This is a genomic window from Paenibacillus sp. J22R98 (genome assembly GCF_059383835.1).
On the sequence record NZ_JBXENW010000004.1, the window covers coordinates 447,622 to 470,060 of the forward strand.

Sequence of the window (22,439 nt, forward strand, 5' to 3'; positions counted from 1 at the left end):
TATTATACCAAAAATCATCCAAGAGAAAACTTTCAAAATAGATCCCTTGAGAAATGGTTGGAGGTTAACCTTTCGCGCCGGGCCCCCCGTGCCGAATAAGAACTTCCTTCACCGTCTCACTGCCCATGACTTGGTCGGGCAGCTTGACCCCTGCCTTAATGAGGCTATCCGCAACCGCGGCATAATCGCCTTGTGGATTTTGAATATGAAGGGATCCCCAGATACAGCTGTTCATTGGCGTTCCGCCGAACTCATTCCGAATGTCCACAGAGGCACCGTTGCGGATTAGCAGCCGAACGACTTCATTGTTTCCTTGTACGGCAGCACCATGAAGGGCTGTCATCGAACGGTCATTGCGGCGTGCATCTACGTTAAAGCCAACCTCCAGCATGAGCCCTACTGCATCTGCTTGATCCTCCCATGCTGCTTCAACAAGTACACTCTGATCTTCCGGCTCCAGCGCTTGGACAAGATCCGCATGTTCGCTTAACATGCTATGGACAGTTTCTGTATCCGCCCGCATGCAAGCCAGCAGGAATTTCTGCTCGAGCGAGCTGTGCGACAGCATCAAATCTGTCATAGCCTCAAGACCCAACCGTTCCGCTAAAAAAACCGGCTTCGCCGCCGCACCGATATTGTACTCATAAATATGCCCACCTGCGCCGGTGAACTCCCCTCTGCCCACCTGGGCTTGAAGAGCATTTGGATCCTCCAATAGCATTTGACGGACAAGCTCGACATCCCCCAGCTTACAGGCCATGAAGATATCCGCCTTGGCACCGCGTTTAAGTAAATACCGGCATTTGTCCGGGTTGTTGACTGCATATTGAGCTGGCGTACTATTATGATCCACATCCCGCTTATCAATATCCGCCCCGTGATCCAGCAGAAAATCAATAATCTCAGATGAAACGGCATAGTGGAGAGGAACCTGCCCATCCGGGCCGCGCAGATTAACGGCTTCCGGATCCTTCTCCGCCATCATTCGCAGACGATCCAGCATGCCCAATGAAGCCGCAGCATGTGGATCGACATCGGCGCCCCGCTCAATGAGATAACGGGACAAGTCATGATGATCGTGATGCAGTACGCCGAATCCTCCCGCCCACCAGCTGCTTTTGGCATTGATATCGGCCCCGTACTCTAGCAGTATATCAACCATCTCGCGTCTTCCCCTGCTTGCACTAATCACAATCGCCGGTGTATCAAAAGCAAACCATGGTTCGTCGATCCGCGGAACAAATGTTGGATGGGTTTGCAGCAACTGCCTTACTGCTTCCGAATCGTTATCATCCACCGCCTGTTTGAATTGTGCGATGACCATGGCTTCTGGCTCATTCTTCGAGATATACGAGTTGTTGCTCGATTCCGTCATCACGATCGTTCCTCCTTGTTCTGGATCCCGCTAGTCTATCTACTCTTTACAAGCAGCTCCACAGCTTCTCTAACCAGCTTGTCCGTATCGTTGCCGGCTGCCAGTTCTTCCACGAGACATTGCTGCAGGTTTTCCGCCACAATGTGAGCGATTGCCTTATCCGAGGCATTACGAACCGCGGATAATTGACTCACAACCTCCTTGCACGGCTTGCCTTCCTCCATCAATCGAAGCACGCCGCGAATCTGACCTTCGATTCTTCTAAGCCTAGTTTTCATATCGTCTGTGTAATTATAGGTCATTCATGCCCCTACCCTTCAACTTTCTAGTTTACAGTCTACTTCTCCTGCTCCTTTATCACTTGCTCAATCCCGAGCAAAATCAGCTTCAAGCCGAACTCAAACGACGCATCGGTCCCCATCACCTGGAACAACCCGGTCGTGAACATCCTCCGGAACAGTCCCGCTTCCGTCTCGCTCATGGAATCCAGAAGGCGAATCATCTCTTCACCCGGTTGAGGCGCTCCCTGTTCCTTTAGGATAGCGGAGACATTACGCTCATGCTGATAAATGTCTAGAACGAAATAGAAGACATAGTTCACAAGCGTATTCACCACTTGTAATTTCTGCTCTTGGTCAAGCGGCGTCGCTTCCACGCAGAGCAGCATCCGGTTCGTGAACCGGATAATGTCCGGCTCGTGGGGGAGCGTCATCATCATGAGCTGCGTTGAGCAAGGATACCGGCTAAGCACGCGCCGCTGCGTTACCGCAAGCCCCGTCAGCTGTTCCTTCCAGTCTCCTTCGGAGCCGAACTCCTCCAGAATGACTTTAGAGACCTGGTTGGCCAGACGCTGGTACAGATTCTGCTTGCTCTTAAAGTACCAGTACAGGGAAGGAGCCTGAATCCCCAGCTTATCGGCCAATCGTCTCAGACTGAATTTCTCGATGCCCTCTTCGCCAAGAAGCATCCACGAGGCTTCCAAAATCTTATCCTCCGAAATCTGAGGCTGCTGTTTTTTCATCGCTATCCGTCCTTTTATCTAACAGTGTAAGTTTGTGCTTTACAGGTTTATACGTTCATGATATCATCTAACACTGTAAGGTTCAAACTAACACCGTTAGATTGACGTTGTCCAAATAAATGAAGAAAGAAGTGAATTCTATGGATGCAGAAAACCTCCATTACTTTGAAAAAGCACCGGTCGCCAAAGCCGTCGCTCATTTCGCCGTACCGATGATGCTTGGCATGTCGATGAGCGTCATCTACTCGATCTTGAATGCCTTTTTCCTTGGTACACTCGGCAATACGGCCATGTTAACCGCACTCGCACTCACCCTGCCGTTATTCGCGGCCATTATGGCGCTCGGCAACTTGATTGGCATCGGCAGCAGTGCATTCATCTCCCGTTTGCTTGGGGAGAAAAGATATGATGACGCAAAGCACGTGTCTTCATTCGCTTTTTACAGCAGTTTAGTTCTCGGTCTTATCTTGATGGCCGTCGGCCTCCCGTTGATCGATTCAATCGTCCATGGTTTGGGTGCGACGCCTGACTCCTTCGGCTTCACGAAGGACTATGTCACAATTATGATTACGGGATCGCCATTTATCGTCTTATTCTTCACCCTGGAAAATATCGTGCGCTCCGAAGGTGCGGCCATCACATCGATGATCGGTATGATTCTTAGTGTTGTGGTCAATATTATTCTCGATACGCTGGTCATTTTTGTCTTCCACTGGGACGTCATTGGCGTTGCGTCTGCTACGGTCATTGCGAACTTGGTTGCGAGCAGCTTCTATGCCATCCATATCGGATATAAGAGCCCCTTCTTAACCATCTCGTTAAAATGGTTCAAGGTCACCAAGGAGATTGCCAGCAATGTATTCAAAATCGGAGTTCCCGTCTTTGTTATGAGTGTCTTCTTGGGTGCGATGTCGCTCATCTTTAACCGTTATTTGGTCGAATATGGGGAGCAAGCCGTTGCGGCTTTCGGCATTTCATCGCGTTTATTGCAATTTCCTGAGGTTATTCTGATGGGTTTATGCGAAGGAGTCGTGCCGCTGATTGCCTTTTCTTTTACAGCGAATAAATTACGCATGAAGCATACCATCGCCTTCACGATCAAAGCGATTATGGCGTTAGCCGTCGTGTTCGGCGTCATCGTCTGTCTGATTTCGGACCACTTAATTGGCCTATTTACGAATGACCCGAAATTAATTGAAATGGGCAGCTACATTTTGCATGTAACATTCTTACCCTTGTTCATTACAGGAATGACCGCGTTGTTTACAGGGATCTTTCAAGCCACAGCGCAAGGAACCGCCGCATTTATTATGTCCATCATTCAAGGAATCACGCTGATTCCTGTTTTGTATATCGCCAATCGAATGAACGGCTTCCACGGGGTGGTCTGGTCACTCGTCATTGCGGATGCCGTCACGTTCCTTGTTGGTGCCATCATGCTGTATGTGCTGCGGAACAAATTGCAGCCGGATCTGGAGAGCTTAGTGCATTAGAGGACAAACATAAAAGGCAAGGTACGGGGGTACTCCCGGACCCTGCCTTTTAGTTTATTGCTCACTTTAATCTTGAAGGAATCGCAATGCCTTACGAAGGTAGAATGGCGGACCATCGTCCAACTCGGCTCGGGACCTTTCCTCGGTATGGTGCAGAATGGATTGATAGCTTATTGCGTGATGGATGGCATGCATGACCTCGCATAGCGACCAAAGTTCAAGTAGACGATGCATGGGCTCGAAGTCGCTCCACATTTCCAAATAAACATCCCGCAGTTGAGCCTGTAGCGCTAAATCGCTTTCGTCAAAGATGAGGAACATATCCATGAAGGGATGGCCCACGGAGGCGTCCGTCCAATCGATGAAGCTCAGTTCGCCGTTCGAGCTTGTGACATTCCCTAGGTTAAGGTCACCATGTAAGAGCGTGGATGGAACTGCGTACTCGGAGAGCTTCGAGCACATCTCCACCATTTTGGGCATTTGCTTTCGAAGCTCGCAGATTTCTTCCGATGTAAGTTGAGCTATCATCAGATCGTCATCCACAAGCGGCGCAATTAAGGAGAGATGTCGATGCGGTCTACGATCGGCACAGCCTAACTCCAGCAACTCATCTACGTGGTGAATGGAATCGAGCTGGATGCCCGCGAATATCCGCAGCAACTCGATCTTCTGTTCTATTGAAACGCTATTTCTTATACTGTTTCCGCTATCACTTGATAACATCCATCCGTAACGGGGTTCAGTTCCAAGGACAACCGGTACACGTCCCGGGACAAGCTTACCTATGCGTTGGAGAAACGCAGCTTCATCCACAAACAACGGTTGTTCTGCATTTACCTTGAAGTAGACATTTCCGTGTGTGGTCGGTACCCGGAGGACGCACGACAGACTCCACCATTTCAGGGGTTCCGGTCGAGCCACAACCTCCATACCCATTGGTCCGAGTACTTCTTTTATCCAAGACGTGACTTGAGAAAACCACCCGCTGCTCTCCCATGGCCTGCGGAACTTGGGTTGAATAACGTTCTCCGATTCGGAACAATAATTGTATATAGCCTCGAGATGGTCCAATCGTTTGAATTGCAAATTGGGCAGGTCATCCCTGCTTACCCATCTCCCCGCTTGTGCTAGTTCGTCACTGCCAAGATTGTCTAATAAGAAGATTCCCTCTGTTCGACCCAATTGCTTGTTTTCCAAGATCGATATGTATCTATACGCAACCACGGGCTGACCGAACATGTGCGACATCTCTTGTGTAGCCAAAATCGAGGAGATTTGCCCTTCTGTTCGCATACCTGGGAGACACCACTCGTCATTTTCTAATCGTACAAATACATGCCCCGTGAGGGTAGGATGCGGCAGTATCCCATAGATTACATTACCATTTTCCATATGTAACTCCTTTGGTCTCGCGAGTTCAGAACGTAGACCTTATTTACTTCTGTTAGACTTCATTTTATCAAGTTCATGATACTTATGATACGGCGCACCCTGACATCTAATGAGCGAAAACTAAGGGGCACCAGATTAGGCGCCCCTTTAGTTAAATCGACTGCTGCTCATATTCTCCTTTAATGACAAAAAACGAACCGCGAATCGTTCCGGCCAGCTTGGATTTCTGCCTGGCAAATTTGAATTTCCCTAGCTCTGCCGGAACCTCCATCCCCTCGGATAGCTTAAATCCGACGGCCCGCTTCTTAGGATCATCAACTGTGTACAAGACGTTAATGCCAAGACCATCCTCGTAAAAGACAAAGGCCCATCTAATGTTCTCCACTTGGAAAAACGACGTTTCCAACGGTTTCGCAGCAAACACGATATTTCGCTCTTCTTTTAATACGCGATTGACATAATCCAGCGTTTCTTGGCTCTCGCTCGCCGGTACAACCGTGAAATCATGCTTGTATTTGTTCATGAAATAACGGGCTTCATTTGCGCGCAGGCCGGCAAGCGCCTCCGCTACAGGCGAAGTTTCTAACCCTGCAGTAGACACGTTTTTGAAATCAACGATAGTGGACATCTCCATCTCTCCTCTTCTCATTTAAAGTTTACGGTTATTCGGTCGCAGTGCCCACTATAATAGGACACCTTTTAGTGTCATATTTATTATAAGACACTGAATGGTGTCTAGTCAAGTGCTGTTAACCTAAATGTCTCCGCTCCTAAATATAGACGATTGGTGACTTATGCTGATCACTAATTTGACTTAGAATTACCGTAAAAGATGGATAAAGGCTGTGATTCCAATCGTAATGAAAAGAGACAAATGGCTGCAATATCGTCTCCTTCGCAATGGGTCTTCGCTCGCAGGGCGATTGCCAGAAACAAAGTTGCTTAAGAAGAACGTTTTATCGAAAATGCTGCTTCGCTATAAAAGCGTCGTACTGAAACCGCGCGATGGAAGTTACGGAAGGGATATCGTATTCATTAAACGGAACGGCGCGAACGCCTATCGTATTCAAAACGAGAATAATGCGGTCACCATGAGAAACACCGCTAAGTTACTCCAATGGGTCCGCAAAAAAAACAAAGGCCGTGGTTATATTGTCCAGAGGCGTCTGCAGCTTGCTCAAGTTCAACGCAAGCCTTTCGACATGCGGATCATGGCTCAACGAAAACGAGGCTCTTCATCCCCTTGGAACGTAACAGGCTCATACGCGAAAGTGGCGGCGAAAGGATATCTAGTTACAAATGTGACTAGTCGCACCATTCCAGTGCTTGAGGCGTTCAAACTGGCCCGAATCGGAGATCGCAGATTGCTTGTCAAAGTGGAACGGATCGCACTATTGGCTGCCAACCGACTGGGAGAGCGTTACCCCAAGCTTAGACAAGTCGGGTTCGATATAGGCATCGACAAGAACCGCCGGATTTGGATCATTGAGGGCAATTATCAACCTGACTTGCGCCCTTTCCGGCTCTTGAAAGATTCCTCGATGTATCGCAGAATACTGTGGTATAGGAAACATTAATGCGAAAAAAGACGACCGGCCTTGTATCTTTGGCCAGTCGTCTTTTCATGTTAGGTGCTTCTACTTAATCATGCTCCGCTTGAGACTTTACTTACGTCTTTTGGCACTTACAACGCGTGTCACTTGGAATTTATTTTCCCCTACCTGTATGATGGCAAATTGGCTGAAAGAAGTACCGGAAGAAGTATAAGGTTCCGCTTGAATATTTCCACTCGGCGTTTGAACGACTGCGGTGATTTTAGTCACCAAACAAACTCCACGGCTAGAAGCTGTCCAAGTCGAGTTTCGCGCAACTCTGTAGTCATCGTTACTACAAAAGAAGGATGCATATTCAACTGTCCCAAACGCGTTAAACGAAGTGGAGTTAAAGATCTGAACGGGGGCATAACCGCTAGTTCCTCTATTTCCCATTCTCAAAACCTCCTTTACTTGGATATAGTCTATTAAATGCAATTGCATCGTTTTGGTAAGGTATAAATGTGGACAAGGTTAAAAAAAATATGATGCTGTACTTCAAACATAAAAAAACCACCTCATAGTTAAAAGGTGGTTTGAATACTTAGGAAAGGACAGCTAACATTACCTTCCATTTACGACGCAGCCATGCCAGCACGCTTTCTTGGCCCTCGAGCTGGTCCGCTAGTTCCGAAAATGCTTGTCGAACCTTTGGCGCAAAATCGCCAAAATCACGATCCGGATTTAGCTCGGCTCCCTCGCGGATAACCGCATCCGATAACCTGAGTGCAGGAGAAGTCGGCACAATTCGCATCCTCAGCCGAACCGCAACCCTCCTTAGCTGCTTGCCGCATCGACCGCCGCCATGGCCGCCGTAGGTAACGATCATAACCGGCTTTTCCGCCCACTCATGGTAAAGATGATCGATCGCGTTCTTGAGAGCCGCCGGATAACCCCAGTTAAACTGCGGCGTGACGAAAATCACGCCACTCGCACTCTTGATCTTTTCGCTCCATGCGTACGTGTGCGGCTGGCTGTAGCTATTCAGTGCTGGAATCCCCGGTTCATCGTCCATTGGCAACGGCCATTTGGCCAAATCGATAATTTCATACTCATAATTTGAGTTCTCTCGGCCGACGGACTCGACCCAGGACGTAATTTTGGGACAGTTTCTTCCTGCTCGTATGCTCCCCATAACCAGGAGGACGGTCTTCTTCTCATCCATTGTTACACCTTCATATCTTGTATTGGTATTCATTTATCGACGCATAGCCGTTTATTGCGACTCGTCGTTCGAATTTGACTTCGCCTTCTCAAGCATGTTAACCAGAAGCACTGCTGGTAATAGCAAAAATAACCCAAAAAGAGCACGGCCATGCCTACAGCAATAATTGAAGGGATCCAGACCCGTTTACTTCTACTCATGCGATATCTAACCACAGCCTCTTGAAGTCAAAAAATTAGTACGTGATACAAACAATATAGTTTGTGCCACGTACAATGTCAATGGCTTTTATGATAAAATAAAAACCGACACTGACTTTCAGACTGTTTGCGAATATCTGAGCTTATCTGGAGTGAATAATTGTGAACGACAAAGCTGCTAATTTTAAAGAGAATCTCTCCATTATGGATAGTTTGATCCAGTTATCCTTCCTTGTTCAAGGCATCCTTACCCGAATCGGAGCCGAATACGACGTCTCCATCATACAAATTCGGTTGTTCGGCATTTTACGTGATCGCGAATTAAGCATGTTACAACTGGCACAGTATCTCGACCTCGACAAATCCAGTATTACCGGGTTGATAAATCGCGCGGAACGCAGGGGTTTAGTCGAACGCAGCAATTCCCCCTACGATCGTCGTGTAGTGAATGTAAAAGTGACCGCCGAGGGACAAAAAATCATTCAGATCGTAAGCAGTAAGATTGAGCAACAAATTAAATCCCTAACAGATTCCCTTAATGAAAAGGAACGCTCGGAATTCATTGCTCTTGCCTCCAAAATGATGCTTTCTTTAAGTCAACAGTAAGGCCTTTGCGGCCCACGCAGCTGGGCTGACAAACCTATTTAAAAGTGCTAGCATGTTAGCTAATAATGTCCGACAAATTTCTACGCAAGCCTGGAGGGGAATAGGGACGATGATGGAGAACCGTCGCCTGAAAGTCATCATGGAAGTCCAGCAGCAGATGCTGTTATCTAACTTTGATTTAAAGCTGTTTATGCAGACGATATGCGATCGGATGTGCCTATTAACCGATGCAGACGGTTCAACAATCGAGATGCTGGCAGGCGATGAAATGGTTTATGCCGCCGTCAGCGGCACATTGAAGCCTCATATTGGAATTCGGCTCCATAAGAACGGCAGTTTGTCGGGCTTGTGCGTGACAGAGGAGGAAATCTTGTATTCGCCGGATACGCAGCAGGACGATCGCGTCAACAAGGAAGCGACGATGAAAGTCGGCGCGCGGAGCATGGTCTGCGTTCCCCTGTTCGAATCTAGCAACGCTGTCGGCGTGCTGAAGGTCATCTCCGGCCGTCCTAATGCGTTCTCCAACCGCGATATCGAGACGTTGCAATTGTTATCGCTCGCTCTAGGTTCAGAGCTTGGCAAACAACTCAATTACGACGACAAAATTCGGATTCTGAACGATTACGAGCAATTATTGATTCAATTAAGATCCGAAATTGAAAGACGAGAGAAACTAGAGCATGAGCTTATTCAATTAACAGAGCGCGACATTCTGACGGGATTGCTGAATCGCAGGGGCTTTAGCGTTCGAATCCAAAGCTGGATTAATCGCGCCGAACGAGAAGAAGGCTTATTCGGGGTATTCTACCTCGACTTAAACAAATTCAAGCAATGCAACGATACTTTCGGACATGAGGTCGGTGATCTCGTGCTTGTAGAATTCGCGAATCGCATCAAGAATGCAATTCAAGAATCCGATCTGGTCGCGCGCGTGGGCGGCGATGAGTTCGTGGTGGCGGCATGGCTGCAGAGCGGCTACGACGACTTGATGCAGGTTGCCAACCGGTTGATCGTGCAATTGGAGTCGCCGATGCAGATCAAGGAGCTCCATCTTCCGATGACCACCAGCGTCGGCTGTACGCTATGGGCAGAGGGCATGACGGAGCTCGATCTCATACGTGCGGCGGATCAAGCGATGTATCTTGCCAAGTCCAACGGCACCAATCGGATTGCGGTTAATGGGGAGCTCGCCGTCTAATAGCCCCATCAGCTCCTTCCAAGGCCCGCCCGATCAACTGCAAAGTAACTCGCGTTTCAACTCTTCTATATAGAGATCAAAGACCTACCCCTCTGGGGTAGGTCTTTGATCTCTATATGTGTAGTTTATTAGCGCTTAAAAAGCGCCGAATGTCGGGTAGTAGTAAATTGTATCGTCATACTCATCGTTGTTGTATTCCCTGCCGCCCCAGGCGATGACGAGGATTTTGTCCTCGTCCATCTCTCTTTCGAGATACTCGGCATATGGATTGGAAATCCCAAGAGACCTCATCTTGGCACGAAGCTCATTACCGGTCGAGCGAAACACATTGGCAATCGCCGTGCCGACTCCTTCATCAGATACACCAATCTGCTCGGCATCCGTGTTCTTGGCGATTCTGGCCGTCCTGTCCTTATCATGGGTCAGTACGAAGATGTTGTTCGAATCGTAGCCTTCGCCGCGGAAGCGATTGACCTCTCGTTGAACCTCGTTCAGGTTGCCAACTGTGTGTACCTTCGTTGTCATCGTTTGGATTGTCATTGTAATTCCTCCTCGTTAATGATTGTTTAGATTTGGTTGAGACTTGAGACTAGCAGCTTGTACCCTATACTCGTCGTCTTCCGAATATCAATGAAGCCAAGAACATAACCAGGAAGATTACGAATAATATCTTCGCGAGGCCGGCTAAAGCGGATGCGATGCCAAGAAAGCCGAATATGCCAGCGATGATTGCGAAGATGAAAAACATCAGTGCCCATCCTAACATAAGAATCACCTCTGCTTCCAACTTGTTTCCCTTGCTTGATACTGCATTAACCTAATTGGTTAGGATTGAAGCAACTGAATGACATATAAATTTCCATTCCTCGAGCGCTATTCGGCTATTAATGAAAGGATTTTTTAGAAGAATTTTACGTTTACATTAGCCTGTTTCAGATCCGCCCAAGCTGTGTAAGAATGCTCACGGTTGCAGCACAAAGAGAGCTGCAACAGGTCACCATCCAGCACCTGTCATAGCCCTCAAACTTAATCCCGCTCCATTTTGTTGCCATTTAAAGCAACTTAATCAGCTCTTCCAGCTCAACAACCAATACTTTTGCAAGTTCAAAATCAGTATCTTTTAAAGCCAATTCTATTTTCATTTCAACTGATCTTTTATTTTGTTCCGTTTCTAAATAGTCCTTATCAAAATGACTAGCATAAATCATCTGTCTAAATTTTGTCATACTCATTTTTTTAATCGTTTTATCTTCAATGATTAAAACATAATCCATTCCGTTTACAACAGAATAGAAATCATGAGAAATCATGAGAATGGCGCCTTTATAGTCTTCTATGGCTTTCTCCAGTGCTAGCTGTGTATAGGTGTCTAAATGGCTTGTCGGTTCATCAAGAAGCAATACGTTTGCTTTACTGACAGCAACTTTAGCCAATTGAAGCATGTTTTTTTCTCCACCAGATAAAGATTGTATCTTTTGATTAACGATTTCTCCTTCAAAGCCGTAGTTTGAAAGATACGATCTAGCCTCATCATAAGTGTTAAACCCGGCATCGATGAATTCTTCTAGGATTGTATTAGAATCCTTTAGCACTTCGCCTTGCATCTGAGATAAATAAGCCACTTTAGCATCCGCATTTATTGCAATGGAATCATGATTATTAGTAAAGATTTCTCGGAGTAATGTCGTTTTTCCGGTACCATTCGCACCGATAAGAGCTACTTTATCCGTAGATTTTATCTCGAAGTTAACATTGTCTAACAGCAACTCATCAAAGGCTACACGATAATGATTGACACTTATAACAGCGGTGTCTTCAATTTCCTTATCAATACCGAAACGGATCGTCGGCTGCTTAATATCTACGAATGGCGCTTTAATTCTACGCGCTTCCAATCTTTCTTGAAACCTCACTCTAGCTTTTAACGCTCTACCTCTAGAGGCTTCTGAATTATAAGTTGCGATAACTCTTAGATTATTGATGATGTGGTCATTTCTCTCAATTTCTTCTTGCTCAGCGACTGTGAGTTCTTGTAACTCCATTTTAGTTTGAAGCAATGAGAAATTATAATCCATATATCGCCCATCAAATTCTTCGATCTCCATGTTTTCAAGGTGCAAAATTTTGTTAAAACAATGATTCAATAGATATCGGTTGTGCGTAACAACCAGCAGTATTCCTTTGTGAGCATTAATAAGTTTTTTAAGCGCATTTAGGTTTTCAAAGTCTAAAAATACATCTGGTTCGTCCATAATCATGAAGTCTGGACTACTAAGCATTTCCTTCATCACTTGAATGAGTTTGAATTCCCCACCACTTAGGTCGGATACCTTAAGATCTTTTAGCTTCATGAGGTTTGCTAGATTTAGTTTCTTATTTATGTTGCTTTCAAAATCTTCTCCACCGATTGAATCAAATGCGTCTAAAGCTAATTGATACTTTTCGAGCAACGGCTCAATATCCGATGATGTTTCCATTTCAGTACAAATCGATTGTATTTCATTTTGTATCTTAATAAACTCGTCTGCGATATATTCAAAAACAGTTGTTTCTTTAGTTCTGTCTAACTGAGAGAACTGACTTACATACCCTATTTTGCAGGCTGGGTCTATCTCTAACTTGCCCTCGTACAAATATCTTTCCGGATCCATCAATATATCGATCAATGTACTTTTCCCACTGCCGCTTGTTCCTATAAAAGCGCAATGTTGTGCCTCTTCAAGCGTAAAGGAAATGTTTTTATATAGTTCTTTTTGCGGAAATGAGAAGGATAAATGTTCAACTTTTATCATAGTATTACCTTTCATAGTGACTATTATTGGGTGTATTGAAAAACATTGATTTTGAGTTTACCGTTGTTAGACTAACACTGTTTACAGACAACTTCAATCATTTCTAACTTGCCAATACTTGTGGTACAGCTCCCCGTCACGGGAACCACACTTGCGCAATGGCAAATAAAAAAGGCCATCCCGAATGGGGATGCCTTTTTTTGCGATGAAGCTATGCATTTGTATCCAACATTGCTGGAATATTTATTTCTTTTACACATGAGGCTTTGGAGAGATTCATTACGCATTTTACTAAAGAAACCATGTCTTGAAGAGGGATTTGTGTGCCGTTATATGCTGACAAGACTTTCTCAATTCCATCTTCCAATGGAATTTGGGTTGCAATTTCACCGGGATTTATACAAGTCACACCGATCCCATATTTCTTTACATGCTCCCGTATAGCGTTTCCAATACCACGCAAACCGAACTTCGAAGCTACGAAAGAAACTTGCGCGAAATCATTATGTTCAAGACCTGCCGTAGATCCGATTAAGAAAATTTTCGCGTTATCTGACCTTTTCAGATTCGGTAGAAGCTTCTGTATGCAGGTAATAGCGGAAGTCACATTTATATGAATGATGTTGGCCATCTCAGCTGGATCATCGTTCTCAAAATCATAGTCATCTCTGAATCCTTTGCTCTCCCATATCCCAACGTTATATATCAAGATGTCTATCGTAACGTCCTTTAGTGTATTCGCAATCAGATCGCTAGCATCCGATTTCGCTAAATCAGCCTCAATCCAATATTTCTGAACACCATCTTCAAGATCTATACTGCTAGGATAAGTTCTGGAAACCGCCCAAACACGATCACCTTTTTCCGGCAATCCTTTGACAAATGCCTCGCCCAATCCTCTACTTGCTCCGAAGATAATAAAAATTCTCATGAGTGATCCTTTCGATTCGCCTTACTTGTGGTAAGGTTCCCCCCGGTTAATCTTCACCGCCCGGTACACCTGCTCCAGCAGCACCAATCGCATGAGCTGGTGCGGCAAGGTCATGCGCCCGAAGCTGAGCTTCTGCTGGGCGCGCTTCAGCACGGCGGGCGCGAGGCCGTTGCTCCCGCCAATAACAAAAGCCACGTGGCTCCGCCCATACGTGGCTAAAGAATCGAGCTGGCCGGCGAGGTCCTCGCTCGACCATAGCTCCCCATCCAGCGCCAGCGCGACAACATGCGCGTCTGGCTTAATAACCGCGAGCAAGCGCTCACCCTCGCGCTCGCGAACAATGGCTTCCTCGGCGGCGCTCATCGTCTCGGGCGCCCGCTCGTCCGGCACTTCCGTGAGCGTGAGCCTCACGTACGGGCCAAGACGCTTCGCGTATTCGGCGATGCCGAGCACGAGATATTTTTCCTTCAGCTTTCCGACAGCAGCGATCTGAATATGCACCGGCTACACCACCAAATACTCGGCAATGTGATCGCACAGCTCGCAAGTGGCTGGCGCTTCCCATTCCGTGAACTTTGTCGTCACCAAATCCACGATATCCGGTGCATCCTCGTATTCATCCACAAACTTATCAATCGCCAGCTCCACATGCTCTTTACACACACAATACATCTGCCAGATCCCCCAATAGTAGGCTGTATCCTTTTATGCCTTGTTCCACCGTTTAACCCCATATCCACGCAAAGAGATCAGCTCGTCGTATCGCATGCCCGTACCCTACGAGCTTGCACGAGCTGATCCGCTTCGCGACTATACCGTTATTCTTCCGTCTTCTCCGCCAGCTTAAACGTTGTAGTTTGCTTCTTACCGTCGCGGTAGAAGGTCACTTCAATCTCATCGCCGATCGTCTTCTTGCCGTACAAATATTTGCGCAGCTCCATCGTGCTGCTGATGGACTCATTGTCGAGCTTCACGATGACATCGTTGAACGCAAGACCCGCTTCCTCGGCCGGACCGACCGCCTGAAGCACGATTACGCCCTGCTTCACTTCATCGGGCAGCTTCAGATCGCCTTGCGGCATCATCACGCCTTCGTCTTCCCCGCCCACAGCAGCACCGTCGCCGGATTCAGGACCTTCCGTAGACTGCTCCTGATCCGCGCCGCCTGCGCCGCCACCGTCGCCGTTCCCTTGAGCGGCTGCCGACTGTTGTGCCATATACAAGCCCAGATCCATCGTATACACGCCTAGATAAGGACGCTTCACTTTGCCGTACTCCAGTAAGCTTTGCACAATTGGCATGGCAATATGCGAAGGAATCGCAAAACCTACGCCTTCCACGCCGTACTCGGCAATCTTCATGCTGTTGATGCCGACCACGTTGCCGTCCAGATCGATCAGCGGACCGCCGCTGTTGCCCTGGTTAATGGACGCATCGATTTGAATCACTTCCTGTTCCCAGTCGTAATTGCCGTCTTGGCTGAGCGACACCGGAATGATCCGTTTCGTCTTGCTCACAATGCCCATCGTCAACGAATCGCTGAGTCCAAGCGGATTACCAATCGCCATGACCCATTGACCGGCACGCAAGCCTTCGGATTCCCCGAAGCTCGCTACCGTATCGATACCATCTGCATCGATCTCCAGCACGGCCAGATCCGTAATCGCATCGGTACCGACAACCTTTGCATTCCGCGTCTCGCCATTGCTCAGCACTGCTTTTACGGCAACGGCATCTTCAATAACGTGATTGTTGGTAATGATATGCGCCTTGCCTTTGACCTTTTCGAAAATAAACCCAGAACCCAGTGCCGCTTGCTGCAGCGGAGCAGAGCCATCTCCACCATCTGCGCCTGCCTCATTATCGCCATCTGCAGTCCCGCCGGTAGCATCACTTTCAGGCTGCGCCTGCTCATTGATAATACTAACGACAGCCGGACGCATCTTCGCCGCTGCGGAGATCGTCTTCTCAAGCGGATCATTGCTCATGCCCACATTCGTTACGCCTGCAACAGCGGACACGGAACCTTCATTGCGGTCAAAGCCGGTGAACAAACCAAACACCAGCACTGCAGCCAGTGCGCTAACCACCGAAGAAGCTACAGCCATACGCACAGGTGTCCAGCGAATGCCGCTCCCGCGCTTGCTAAACGAAACGTCGCGGCCCGTAGACCGAATACGACGCGATACACGCGTTGAATAGAAATCATCATCAAATAAGCTCATCTATAATCGCTCCTCTCGATGTCAGGCTGACATCAAGACCATTATTTTACGAATCTAGGAATGATATCGGTAGAACGGTCTACAATAATTAATAGAACTGGAAGAAAAGTCTGCCGGCGTCCTGTTGGAGGGGCAGTAAGTCTCTTCCCTTAGAATAAACAAATAGATGAAGGAGCGAATCCCATGAAATCCAGAAGTTCCTTAGCCCTTGACCATCTCAATTTGGTGGCCAAGCTTGCCGACCTCAAGGAGGATCATTACCGCACCCTGCTTACCCTCAGCGCGATGACAGAGCTGCTCATTGATAAAGGAATTCTTACCCAAGACGAACTTGAACGCAAAATCACTTCGCTCGATTCCGAGCTGGACGAGCTTATCGTCGGCGCACTTCATCCCATGCCGTAGGCCGGTCATGGTACGTTTCGCGCAGCGGATGCTCATCGCGTTTGAAGAAGAAGCCGTTATTCTCCAAGATGCCGTTTACCGTCAGCTTAGCGAGGTCCATCAAATTGTGATCCAAGCTAAGATGCGCCAGATAAACCCGCTTCGTTCGATCCGTCATCAGCTGGCATAACGCTTCTCCCGCCGCTTCATTGGACAAATGCCCGATATCGCTGAGAATTCGTCGCTTAATGTTCCACGGGTAACGCCCCATCCGCAGCATGTTGACATCATGATTCGACTCTAGCACTAGTACATCGGAATCTTCTATCATCCGCCTTACTTTATCGCTGACATAGCCAAGGTCTGTTGCCAGACTCAGCTTGACATCATCATCTTCAAAAACATACCCGACCGGCTCGGCCGCATCATGCGAAATCGCATACGATGTCGTCCGCATAGCGCCGAACTTCGCTGTTTCCCCTGTCTCCATAATGACACGCTGCTCGCTTGTTATGGTGCCGACATGGCGCTCAAGAGCCCCCCATGTCGCTTCATTCGCATAGATCGGCACATTGTGCTTCCTTGCAAACGCACCAAGCCCTTTTATATGATCGGAATGCTCATGCGTAACGAGAATCGCATCGATTTCATGACCGGCGACACCTCGCTCGCGCATGAGCTCCTCGAGCTTCTTCGCACTTAAACCTGCATCAATGAGCACGGTAGAATCATCGCATTGCACAATCGTGGCATTTCCTGTCGAACCGCTCCCAAGAACCGTAAATCGAAGTCCCATACTTCTTCTAACCCTGTCCTTTCCCCTGCTCCCCAAACCCGCCGAACATGCGACGAGGCACTGCGAAACCCCACTTATTCCGTCACAACTTCCCCACTGATTGCATTCATGTAGTATTGTCCGCCATCTTCCAGCAGCACGCGCCAAGTCGGCGCCGAAACCTGTGTATTGGAGTCAAAAATCTGACCGTGATAGCCCAGCTTGATCTCCTCAATGACGGCTCCGTTATGCAGCTGATTCTCAATTAAGCTTGTCACCACTTTAGTGGCCGACAAAACCGACTGTGAAGTCGAATTCTGTGGCGGCAGCAGCTCGACAAGGTCCTGCCTGTACGCCGTGATCTTCTGATTGCTAAAGTAAAGCTCAAGCTTCGCATCGAACATAGGGCGTCCATCAACCATCCGGTAAAAAACAAACTCATCTTCATAAACAGGGCCAAGCGCGTAGTCCTTCAGCTCCGGAATGATGCCTCCCAGACTCGCTTGCAGCTCTTTCTCATCGAAGACGACCTTACTGTCTACCGGCTTCTTTAATTCATGGCGCTCACCTTTGCCGAGCTTTGTTTTGATCCGATAAGTCAAATCCCGCAGCTCAGGTGTTTCGGAAGGGATGCTGGTTCCAAGCTTAATCTTCTTCTCTTCCATAAGCGCCTGCGTTTCCGGCCGCAAATCGCTCACATCCGCGCTCGTCCGAAGCCCCTCTCGGATGTTGGACCAGAGCTGGTATCCAAGCACGAGATTCAGCAGCAAAAATGCAAAAATCAGCACACTCTTCGCCCTGCCCCAGTCCATCCTTTCATCTCCTTCAACTACGATCCTGATAAGCTTCTAAGACGACCCTCGCCCCGCTTACGGGTGCTCCGTTGGACTGCCGGCATTACCGGCGGCACCACTGCTCGCATTCCCTCCGCCGCTGGCCGTATTATCCGCAGCACCAGGCATGCCTGCTATATCTCCATCCGCGGGGACGGCATTGCCGATTGCCGCACTTGATTCCGTGTCTTCATCGGCGCCGTGTCCCACTTCACTTCCATTCTTCCCATCGCTTGCATGCGTACCTGCAAGGCTGATTAAGCTGCTGATGTGTCCGGTTAGTGTCCCGCCGCTCAGCTGAGCAACTCCGCCTGATGCCGCATTATTACCCTGCTCATCCATTTTACTCCCACCGGTATTGCTCGTCTTCTGGAGCGGCGCACCGCCCGGCTCGCCGGGCATCGGCTTATAACCGCCCGGAATGGCTTGAAGCAGGTTCTCCTGCGTGCCATCCACGAGACGGACAGCCCAGATTGGCTCCAGCTTCATCACATTCTTCTCGGTCGATACCGCCAATAGCGCAGGATAGATCGCAGTCACTTCCAGTCTGCGTTTGTAGTTCTTAAACGCATTCTCCAGCATATCGCCGCCGGGCAGCCAGCGGATGTCCCGCTGTTGAGCTTTCTTCTGCAGTGTGAGCAGCGAGCGCTCATACTCCGAAACAACACCCTGCTGCAAACGCAGCCTCATGCTGCCGAACATAAACGGCTCCTGCGGGATAATCGGATAAGAGCCGTAATACTGCTGGAATCGCAGTACTTGAACACTCTCGAACGTCCCCGCATGGGTGAAGCGATGCATGCCATCCCAGCCGCCATGCTTGTTAATGAACTGAATGGCCGCGTATACGTTCTGACTCTCGTTATCGTCTTGGCCTTGCACCGATACGGGGTCCGTAAAGCTGATCCAGCGTCCATTCTGCTCCACCTGCAGCCCGCGTTTGCCATCCGTATAGATCTGCGAGCCGCCCTGATCACTGATTACCCGCGTAACGCCGGGATCAAAGAACAAGTAACGCTGCATCTGCTCCGGCGTATAGGTCTCATACCCCACGGTCAACTGCATCGATTCCACAGGTCCATCCGGCGTATAGAGATCTTCGCCGACCTTCCGGTAGTTCGTCTGATACTCGCCGTAACCGACATACATCTGAACGTCTTGCGCCGTTAAATCCGCTTTCACCGATTCATAGACGGTCAAGTTATCGCTGCTGAAGAAATACGTTCGGATTTCATCCCGATCACTGCTTTTATAGATCCAAATCCGGTTTACGACATCATCCATGAACGTCGCATCGCCTTCTAGCTTCAATACCTTACTTAACAGCTCCACCGGTACGCCGCGCCCAAACCGCAGCTCAAGCCCTTCATCGCGATCGCGAATTTCATTCCAATCGACAACAACGGCCGCACTCCGCTGGAACCCTTTAAACTCACGGCTCTTGATCTTACCGAAGATCAAATTATAGAAATTCGAGGCGGGGTACAGAAGCGTGTGTTTCCCTTTGCCCAGGTGCAGAACCATGTCCTCCGGAAAAATAACGTTCTCGATCTTCTCCTCTTGTCCGAGCGGCTCAGACGGCACATAATCCTGCTGCGGTGTAGTCGTTACACCGAGCCCCGGCATGCTGTATGCGAGCAGATAGCTTTGAATCAGACTAAGAATAACGAGCGCTGTGAGCACCGCGGTCTTCAGCTTGTCCATCATGCGCTCTCACCTCCGCCGACCTGCACGGGCAGAATGACTGTTACCGTCGTCCCTTCATTAAGCTCGGAATCGAGCGCAATGGAGCCGCCATGTGCCTTCACAATTTCCCGGGCAATGGACAAGCCCAGACCGGTACCGCCCATGTTCCGCGAGCGGGCTTTATCGACACGATAGAACCGATCGAAGATTCGGCCAAGGTCCCTTTTCGGAATACCGATTCCCGTATCCTTCACGCTAATAGCGACTGAAGCCGGCTCAAGCCGGCGTGCCGCAATTTCAATGCGCCCACCGTCGAGCGTGTACTTAATCGCGTTCGAGACGAGATTATCAAGCACTTGATCGATCTGATCGCGATCGAGCCAGATCGACGTAATCGCGTCTTCTACGCGTACCGAAGCCCGAATGGCTTTCTTCCGCAGCTGGAAGGAGAAGCGGTCGGCCACTTCCTCCAGCATATCCGGCACATTCGTCTGCTGCCGTCTTAGCGGAGCTTGATTGGAATCCAGCCGCGATAGGTGCAGCAGGTCTGTAACGAGACGAATCATCCGCTCTGTCTCATTGCGGATAACGCCGACGAATCGCTGACCGAGCTCTCGCTCATCCAGCGCGCCATCGTCGAGCGCTTCTGCATAGCTCTTGATCGTCGTGAGCGGCGTGCGCAGCTCATGCGATACGTTCGCAACGAACTCGCGCCGCGATTGTTCAAGACGCTCCTGCTCGGTGACGTCCTGCAGCACCGCGATCGTACCGCTTATGCCTTGATCCCTGCGATGGATCGGCGTCAGCGTCACACGCATCAGCTCTTCCTCATCGCCTTCGGTCTCCAGATGATAGAGAATAGCCGACGGCTCATTCCCCTTCTGCAAGCCCGTAAGCTGCGCTTCGTCCATGCCGAACAAGTCGGTCAGGCGAATGCCTTCGCAATCATCCCTGCGAAGCATTTCCTGTGCGCGCCGGTTCGTAATAATAACGACACCGCGCTCGTCAGCGGCCACGACCCCGTCGCTCATATTGGCCAGAATGGAAGAGATCTTCTCTTTCTCTTCTTCCGTTGCCGATAGCGCATCGCGCAAGCGCATCGTCATATCGTTAAACACTTCGCTTAGTCGGCCGATTTCATCATTGCCGAGTACAGGCACCTGCTGATCGAACCGACCTTCCGCAACGGCAGCAGCCTGGCGGGTCAGTGCTTTAATCGGATTCGTAATCGTGTGGGCGAGCAGAATGCCGAGCACGCCGGTCAATCCCAGCGCGAAGAGCATCCCGGACATGAAGATCCGGTTAATCCGGTCAACGGTCGAATAGAGCTCCTTCATCGAGGCGACCAGATAGATCGCGCCTACTGTTTTCTCCCCATCTACGATGGGCTTGGCAATAATCTTCTTGCGCAAGCCATCCTCGTCGATTATTTCCTCTTCGTTATCGCGAATGCCCTGCAGCGCGCGGCTTACGGCAAGCGATGTATTCTTCTTGCCGATATAGGACTGATGCGACTGCAGGGAGGTGGCTAGCACCTTTCCGCTCGCGTCTAATATTTGAATCTCAGCCTCGCTAATGCTGAACAAGCTGCTAACAAGCACGCTGAGATACTCCTCTGTTGAGTTCTCATCGGAGGTGCCGGTCTGGTCCAATCGATTGGACAGCGTTTGTGCCGATAATTTCGAGAGCAGATTCGCCTGCTCGTTCATGTTATTCGTGAACGTCGATGTCAGCGAAGTCTTCATCGTACTGATGAAATAGACGCCGATCAGCTGCATCGCGATTAGAATCAGCAGCACATAAATAATAATCAGCTTAACTTGAATGGTTCGGAAAAACCGTATCCCGTTCATCCGTACCCGAACCCTCCGGATTTCGGATTACGCATCAAGTACCCCAGCCCGCGGCGGGTCAAAATATATTCCGGCCGGCTCGGATCATCTTCGATTTTCTCGCGAAGTCTCCGAATCGTGACATCCACCGTGCGGACGTCGCCGAAATACTCGAATCCCCATACCGCCTGAAGCAAATGCTCGCGCGTCATTACCTTCCCGCAGTTCCGGGCCAGATAATAAACGAGCTCGTACTCCCGGTGCGTCAAGTCGAGCGGCTCATTGTCTTTATAGACCACATACATGTCTGTATCGATGAATAAATTGAAAATCCCAAGCCCCTGCTTGTCCTCCGCAGCCGGCGAAGTGCCGTTACCAGCCGAAGCGGCAGCTGAAGAGTTAGCGTCATTCTTCTGGCGACGCAAATGCGCTTTCACGCGGGCAAGCAGCTCGCGGGTACTGAACGGCTTCGTTACATAATCGTCCGCCCCAAGCTCTAAGCCAAGTACCTTATCAAGCTCGGTGTCTTTGGCTGTCAGCATAATGATGGGCGTTTGCAAACGCGCGCGTACTTCTCTGCACACGTCCATGCCATCCTTTACCGGCAGCATCAGATCGAGCAATATTAAATCCGGAAGCTCTTCAAATGCGAGCCTTACCGCTTCACCACCGTCGAAGGCGCAAATGACTTGATAGCCTTCCTTCTCGAGGTTAAATTTTATAATGTCCGCAATCGGTTGTTCATCGTCTACGACTAATATTTTTCCGTGCATCGCTACACCGCCTGTCGCTTAGCAATCTCCCTCTATTCTACCATAGGAAGTGTCTGAGTTCCCAATGAAAGTTCCCTCATATGAGGGGAGAATTGGTCGATTTTCCGCGGATTTTGTGACTTTCCTCTGAACGCAAAAACACTGCCGGGCCATGAAGGCCGGGCAG

At 49.0% G+C, this 22,439-nt stretch carries 24 protein-coding genes; 5 read left to right on the forward strand and 19 right to left on the reverse strand.

The window, feature by feature from the left end; translation table 11 throughout:
- Positions 1-64: 64 nt before the first annotated feature.
- The 3 genes from AC50Y3_RS15295 to AC50Y3_RS15305 are packed head-to-tail and all read right to left on the reverse strand — an operon-like array spanning position 65 to position 2,396.
- Positions 65-1,375, reverse strand: coding sequence for an ankyrin repeat domain-containing protein (locus AC50Y3_RS15295; RefSeq protein ID WP_494819646.1), 1,311 nt, complete (start codon positions 1,373-1,375; stop codon positions 65-67).
- Positions 1,376-1,410: 35 nt separating this feature from the next.
- Positions 1,411-1,677, reverse strand: a complete 267-nt coding sequence (locus tag AC50Y3_RS15300; protein WP_494819576.1) for a metal-sensitive transcriptional regulator — start codon at positions 1,675-1,677, stop codon at positions 1,411-1,413.
- A 35-nt stretch (positions 1,678-1,712) separates the two neighbouring features.
- Positions 1,713-2,396, reverse strand: coding sequence for a TetR/AcrR family transcriptional regulator (locus AC50Y3_RS15305; protein ID WP_494819577.1), 684 nt, complete (start codon positions 2,394-2,396; stop codon positions 1,713-1,715).
- A 140-nt stretch (positions 2,397-2,536) separates the two neighbouring features.
- Between AC50Y3_RS15305 and AC50Y3_RS15310 the strand changes: the two genes are divergently transcribed.
- On the forward strand, positions 2,537-3,889 hold the full coding sequence (locus AC50Y3_RS15310; protein ID WP_494819578.1) for an MATE family efflux transporter: 1,353 nt from the start codon (positions 2,537-2,539) through the stop codon (positions 3,887-3,889).
- A 66-nt stretch (positions 3,890-3,955) separates the two neighbouring features.
- On the opposite strand, the gene AC50Y3_RS15315 is transcribed toward AC50Y3_RS15310, so the two are convergent.
- Both AC50Y3_RS15315 and AC50Y3_RS15320 read right to left on the reverse strand, forming a co-directional pair.
- Entirely contained in the window at positions 3,956-5,281 is a 1,326-nt protein-coding gene (locus AC50Y3_RS15315) for an aminoglycoside phosphotransferase family protein (RefSeq protein ID WP_494819579.1), read from the reverse strand.
- A 151-nt stretch (positions 5,282-5,432) separates the two neighbouring features.
- Positions 5,433-5,909 (reverse strand): DUF8821 family protein, encoded by a 477-nt coding sequence (locus AC50Y3_RS15320; RefSeq protein ID WP_494819580.1) that lies wholly within the window; start codon positions 5,907-5,909, stop codon positions 5,433-5,435.
- A 217-nt stretch (positions 5,910-6,126) separates the two neighbouring features.
- Between AC50Y3_RS15320 and AC50Y3_RS15325 the strand changes: the two genes are divergently transcribed.
- On the forward strand, positions 6,127-6,858 hold the full coding sequence (locus tag AC50Y3_RS15325; protein ID WP_494819581.1) for a YheC/YheD family protein: 732 nt from the start codon (positions 6,127-6,129) through the stop codon (positions 6,856-6,858).
- A gap of 87 nt (positions 6,859-6,945) precedes the next feature.
- On the opposite strand, the gene AC50Y3_RS15330 is transcribed toward AC50Y3_RS15325, so the two are convergent.
- Both AC50Y3_RS15330 and AC50Y3_RS15335 read right to left on the reverse strand, forming a co-directional pair.
- Positions 6,946-7,104 carry a hypothetical protein gene (locus AC50Y3_RS15330; protein ID WP_494819582.1) on the reverse strand — a complete coding sequence of 53 codons (159 nt, stop codon included), beginning with the start codon at positions 7,102-7,104 and terminating at the stop codon, positions 6,946-6,948.
- A gap of 313 nt (positions 7,105-7,417) precedes the next feature.
- Positions 7,418-8,038, reverse strand: coding sequence for an NADPH-dependent FMN reductase (locus tag AC50Y3_RS15335; RefSeq protein WP_494819583.1), 621 nt, complete (start codon positions 8,036-8,038; stop codon positions 7,418-7,420).
- 362 nt (positions 8,039-8,400) lie between these two features.
- On the opposite strand from AC50Y3_RS15335, the gene AC50Y3_RS15340 reads away from it, so the two are divergent.
- Together AC50Y3_RS15340 and AC50Y3_RS15345 are read left to right on the forward strand one after the other, a co-directional pair.
- Positions 8,401-8,844, forward strand: coding sequence for a MarR family winged helix-turn-helix transcriptional regulator (locus AC50Y3_RS15340; protein WP_494819584.1), 444 nt, complete (start codon positions 8,401-8,403; stop codon positions 8,842-8,844).
- Between the two features lie 109 nt (positions 8,845-8,953).
- Positions 8,954-10,042, forward strand: a complete 1,089-nt coding sequence (locus AC50Y3_RS15345) for a sensor domain-containing diguanylate cyclase (protein WP_494819585.1) — start codon at positions 8,954-8,956, stop codon at positions 10,040-10,042.
- 135 nt (positions 10,043-10,177) lie between these two features.
- Here AC50Y3_RS15345 and AC50Y3_RS15350 read toward each other — a convergent pair whose 3' ends face one another.
- The 7 genes from AC50Y3_RS15350 to AC50Y3_RS15380 all read right to left on the reverse strand — a co-directional run bounded on the left by AC50Y3_RS15350 (position 10,178) and on the right by AC50Y3_RS15380 (position 15,990).
- On the reverse strand, positions 10,178-10,582 hold the full coding sequence (locus AC50Y3_RS15350) for a YflT domain-containing protein (RefSeq protein ID WP_494819586.1): 405 nt from the start codon (positions 10,580-10,582) through the stop codon (positions 10,178-10,180).
- A gap of 64 nt (positions 10,583-10,646) precedes the next feature.
- The gene (locus tag AC50Y3_RS15355; RefSeq protein ID WP_494819587.1) at positions 10,647-10,808 is read right to left on the reverse strand and encodes a DUF1328 domain-containing protein; all 162 of its coding nucleotides are present in this window, start codon (positions 10,806-10,808) and stop codon (positions 10,647-10,649) included.
- A 286-nt stretch (positions 10,809-11,094) separates the two neighbouring features.
- Entirely contained in the window at positions 11,095-12,834 is a 1,740-nt protein-coding gene (locus AC50Y3_RS15360; protein ID WP_494819588.1) for an ABC-F family ATP-binding cassette domain-containing protein, read from the reverse strand.
- Positions 12,835-13,045: 211 nt separating this feature from the next.
- Positions 13,046-13,765, reverse strand: coding sequence for an SDR family NAD(P)-dependent oxidoreductase (locus AC50Y3_RS15365; protein WP_494819589.1), 720 nt, complete (start codon positions 13,763-13,765; stop codon positions 13,046-13,048).
- 21 nt (positions 13,766-13,786) lie between these two features.
- Positions 13,787-14,266, reverse strand: a complete 480-nt coding sequence (gene rlmH / locus AC50Y3_RS15370; protein ID WP_494819590.1) for a 23S rRNA (pseudouridine(1915)-N(3))-methyltransferase RlmH — start codon at positions 14,264-14,266, stop codon at positions 13,787-13,789.
- A gap of 3 nt (positions 14,267-14,269) precedes the next feature.
- Entirely contained in the window at positions 14,270-14,437 is a 168-nt protein-coding gene (locus tag AC50Y3_RS15375; RefSeq protein WP_090980575.1) for a CxxH/CxxC protein, read from the reverse strand.
- Positions 14,438-14,583: 146 nt separating this feature from the next.
- The gene (locus AC50Y3_RS15380; protein WP_494819591.1) at positions 14,584-15,990 is read right to left on the reverse strand and encodes a S1C family serine protease; all 1,407 of its coding nucleotides are present in this window, start codon (positions 15,988-15,990) and stop codon (positions 14,584-14,586) included.
- A 183-nt stretch (positions 15,991-16,173) separates the two neighbouring features.
- On the opposite strand from AC50Y3_RS15380, the gene AC50Y3_RS15385 reads away from it, so the two are divergent.
- Complete coding sequence (locus AC50Y3_RS15385) at positions 16,174-16,395, forward strand: hypothetical protein (RefSeq protein WP_494819592.1); 222 nt, start codon at positions 16,174-16,176, stop codon at positions 16,393-16,395.
- Here the strand turns inward: AC50Y3_RS15385 and AC50Y3_RS15390 are convergent.
- The 5 genes from AC50Y3_RS15390 to yycF form a co-directional block, all read right to left on the reverse strand.
- Positions 16,364-17,170 carry an MBL fold metallo-hydrolase gene (locus tag AC50Y3_RS15390; RefSeq protein ID WP_494819593.1) on the reverse strand — a complete coding sequence of 269 codons (807 nt, stop codon included), beginning with the start codon at positions 17,168-17,170 and terminating at the stop codon, positions 16,364-16,366. The genes AC50Y3_RS15385 and AC50Y3_RS15390 overlap by 32 nt on opposite strands.
- Positions 17,171-17,244: 74 nt before the next feature.
- Positions 17,245-17,961 (reverse strand): two-component system regulatory protein YycI, encoded by a 717-nt coding sequence (gene yycI, locus AC50Y3_RS15395; protein ID WP_494819594.1) that lies wholly within the window; start codon positions 17,959-17,961, stop codon positions 17,245-17,247.
- 57 nt (positions 17,962-18,018) lie between these two features.
- Entirely contained in the window at positions 18,019-19,689 is a 1,671-nt protein-coding gene (locus tag AC50Y3_RS15400) for a YycH family regulatory protein (protein ID WP_494819595.1), read from the reverse strand.
- Positions 19,686-21,521 (reverse strand): cell wall metabolism sensor histidine kinase WalK, encoded by a 1,836-nt coding sequence (walK, locus tag AC50Y3_RS15405; protein WP_494819596.1) that lies wholly within the window; start codon positions 21,519-21,521, stop codon positions 19,686-19,688. Before walK ends, AC50Y3_RS15400 begins: the two co-directional genes overlap by 4 nt.
- Positions 21,518-22,273, reverse strand: coding sequence for a response regulator YycF (gene yycF, locus AC50Y3_RS15410; RefSeq protein WP_494819597.1), 756 nt, complete (start codon positions 22,271-22,273; stop codon positions 21,518-21,520). The genes walK and yycF overlap by 4 nt, the downstream gene beginning before the upstream one ends.
- Positions 22,274-22,439 lie beyond the last annotated feature (166 nt).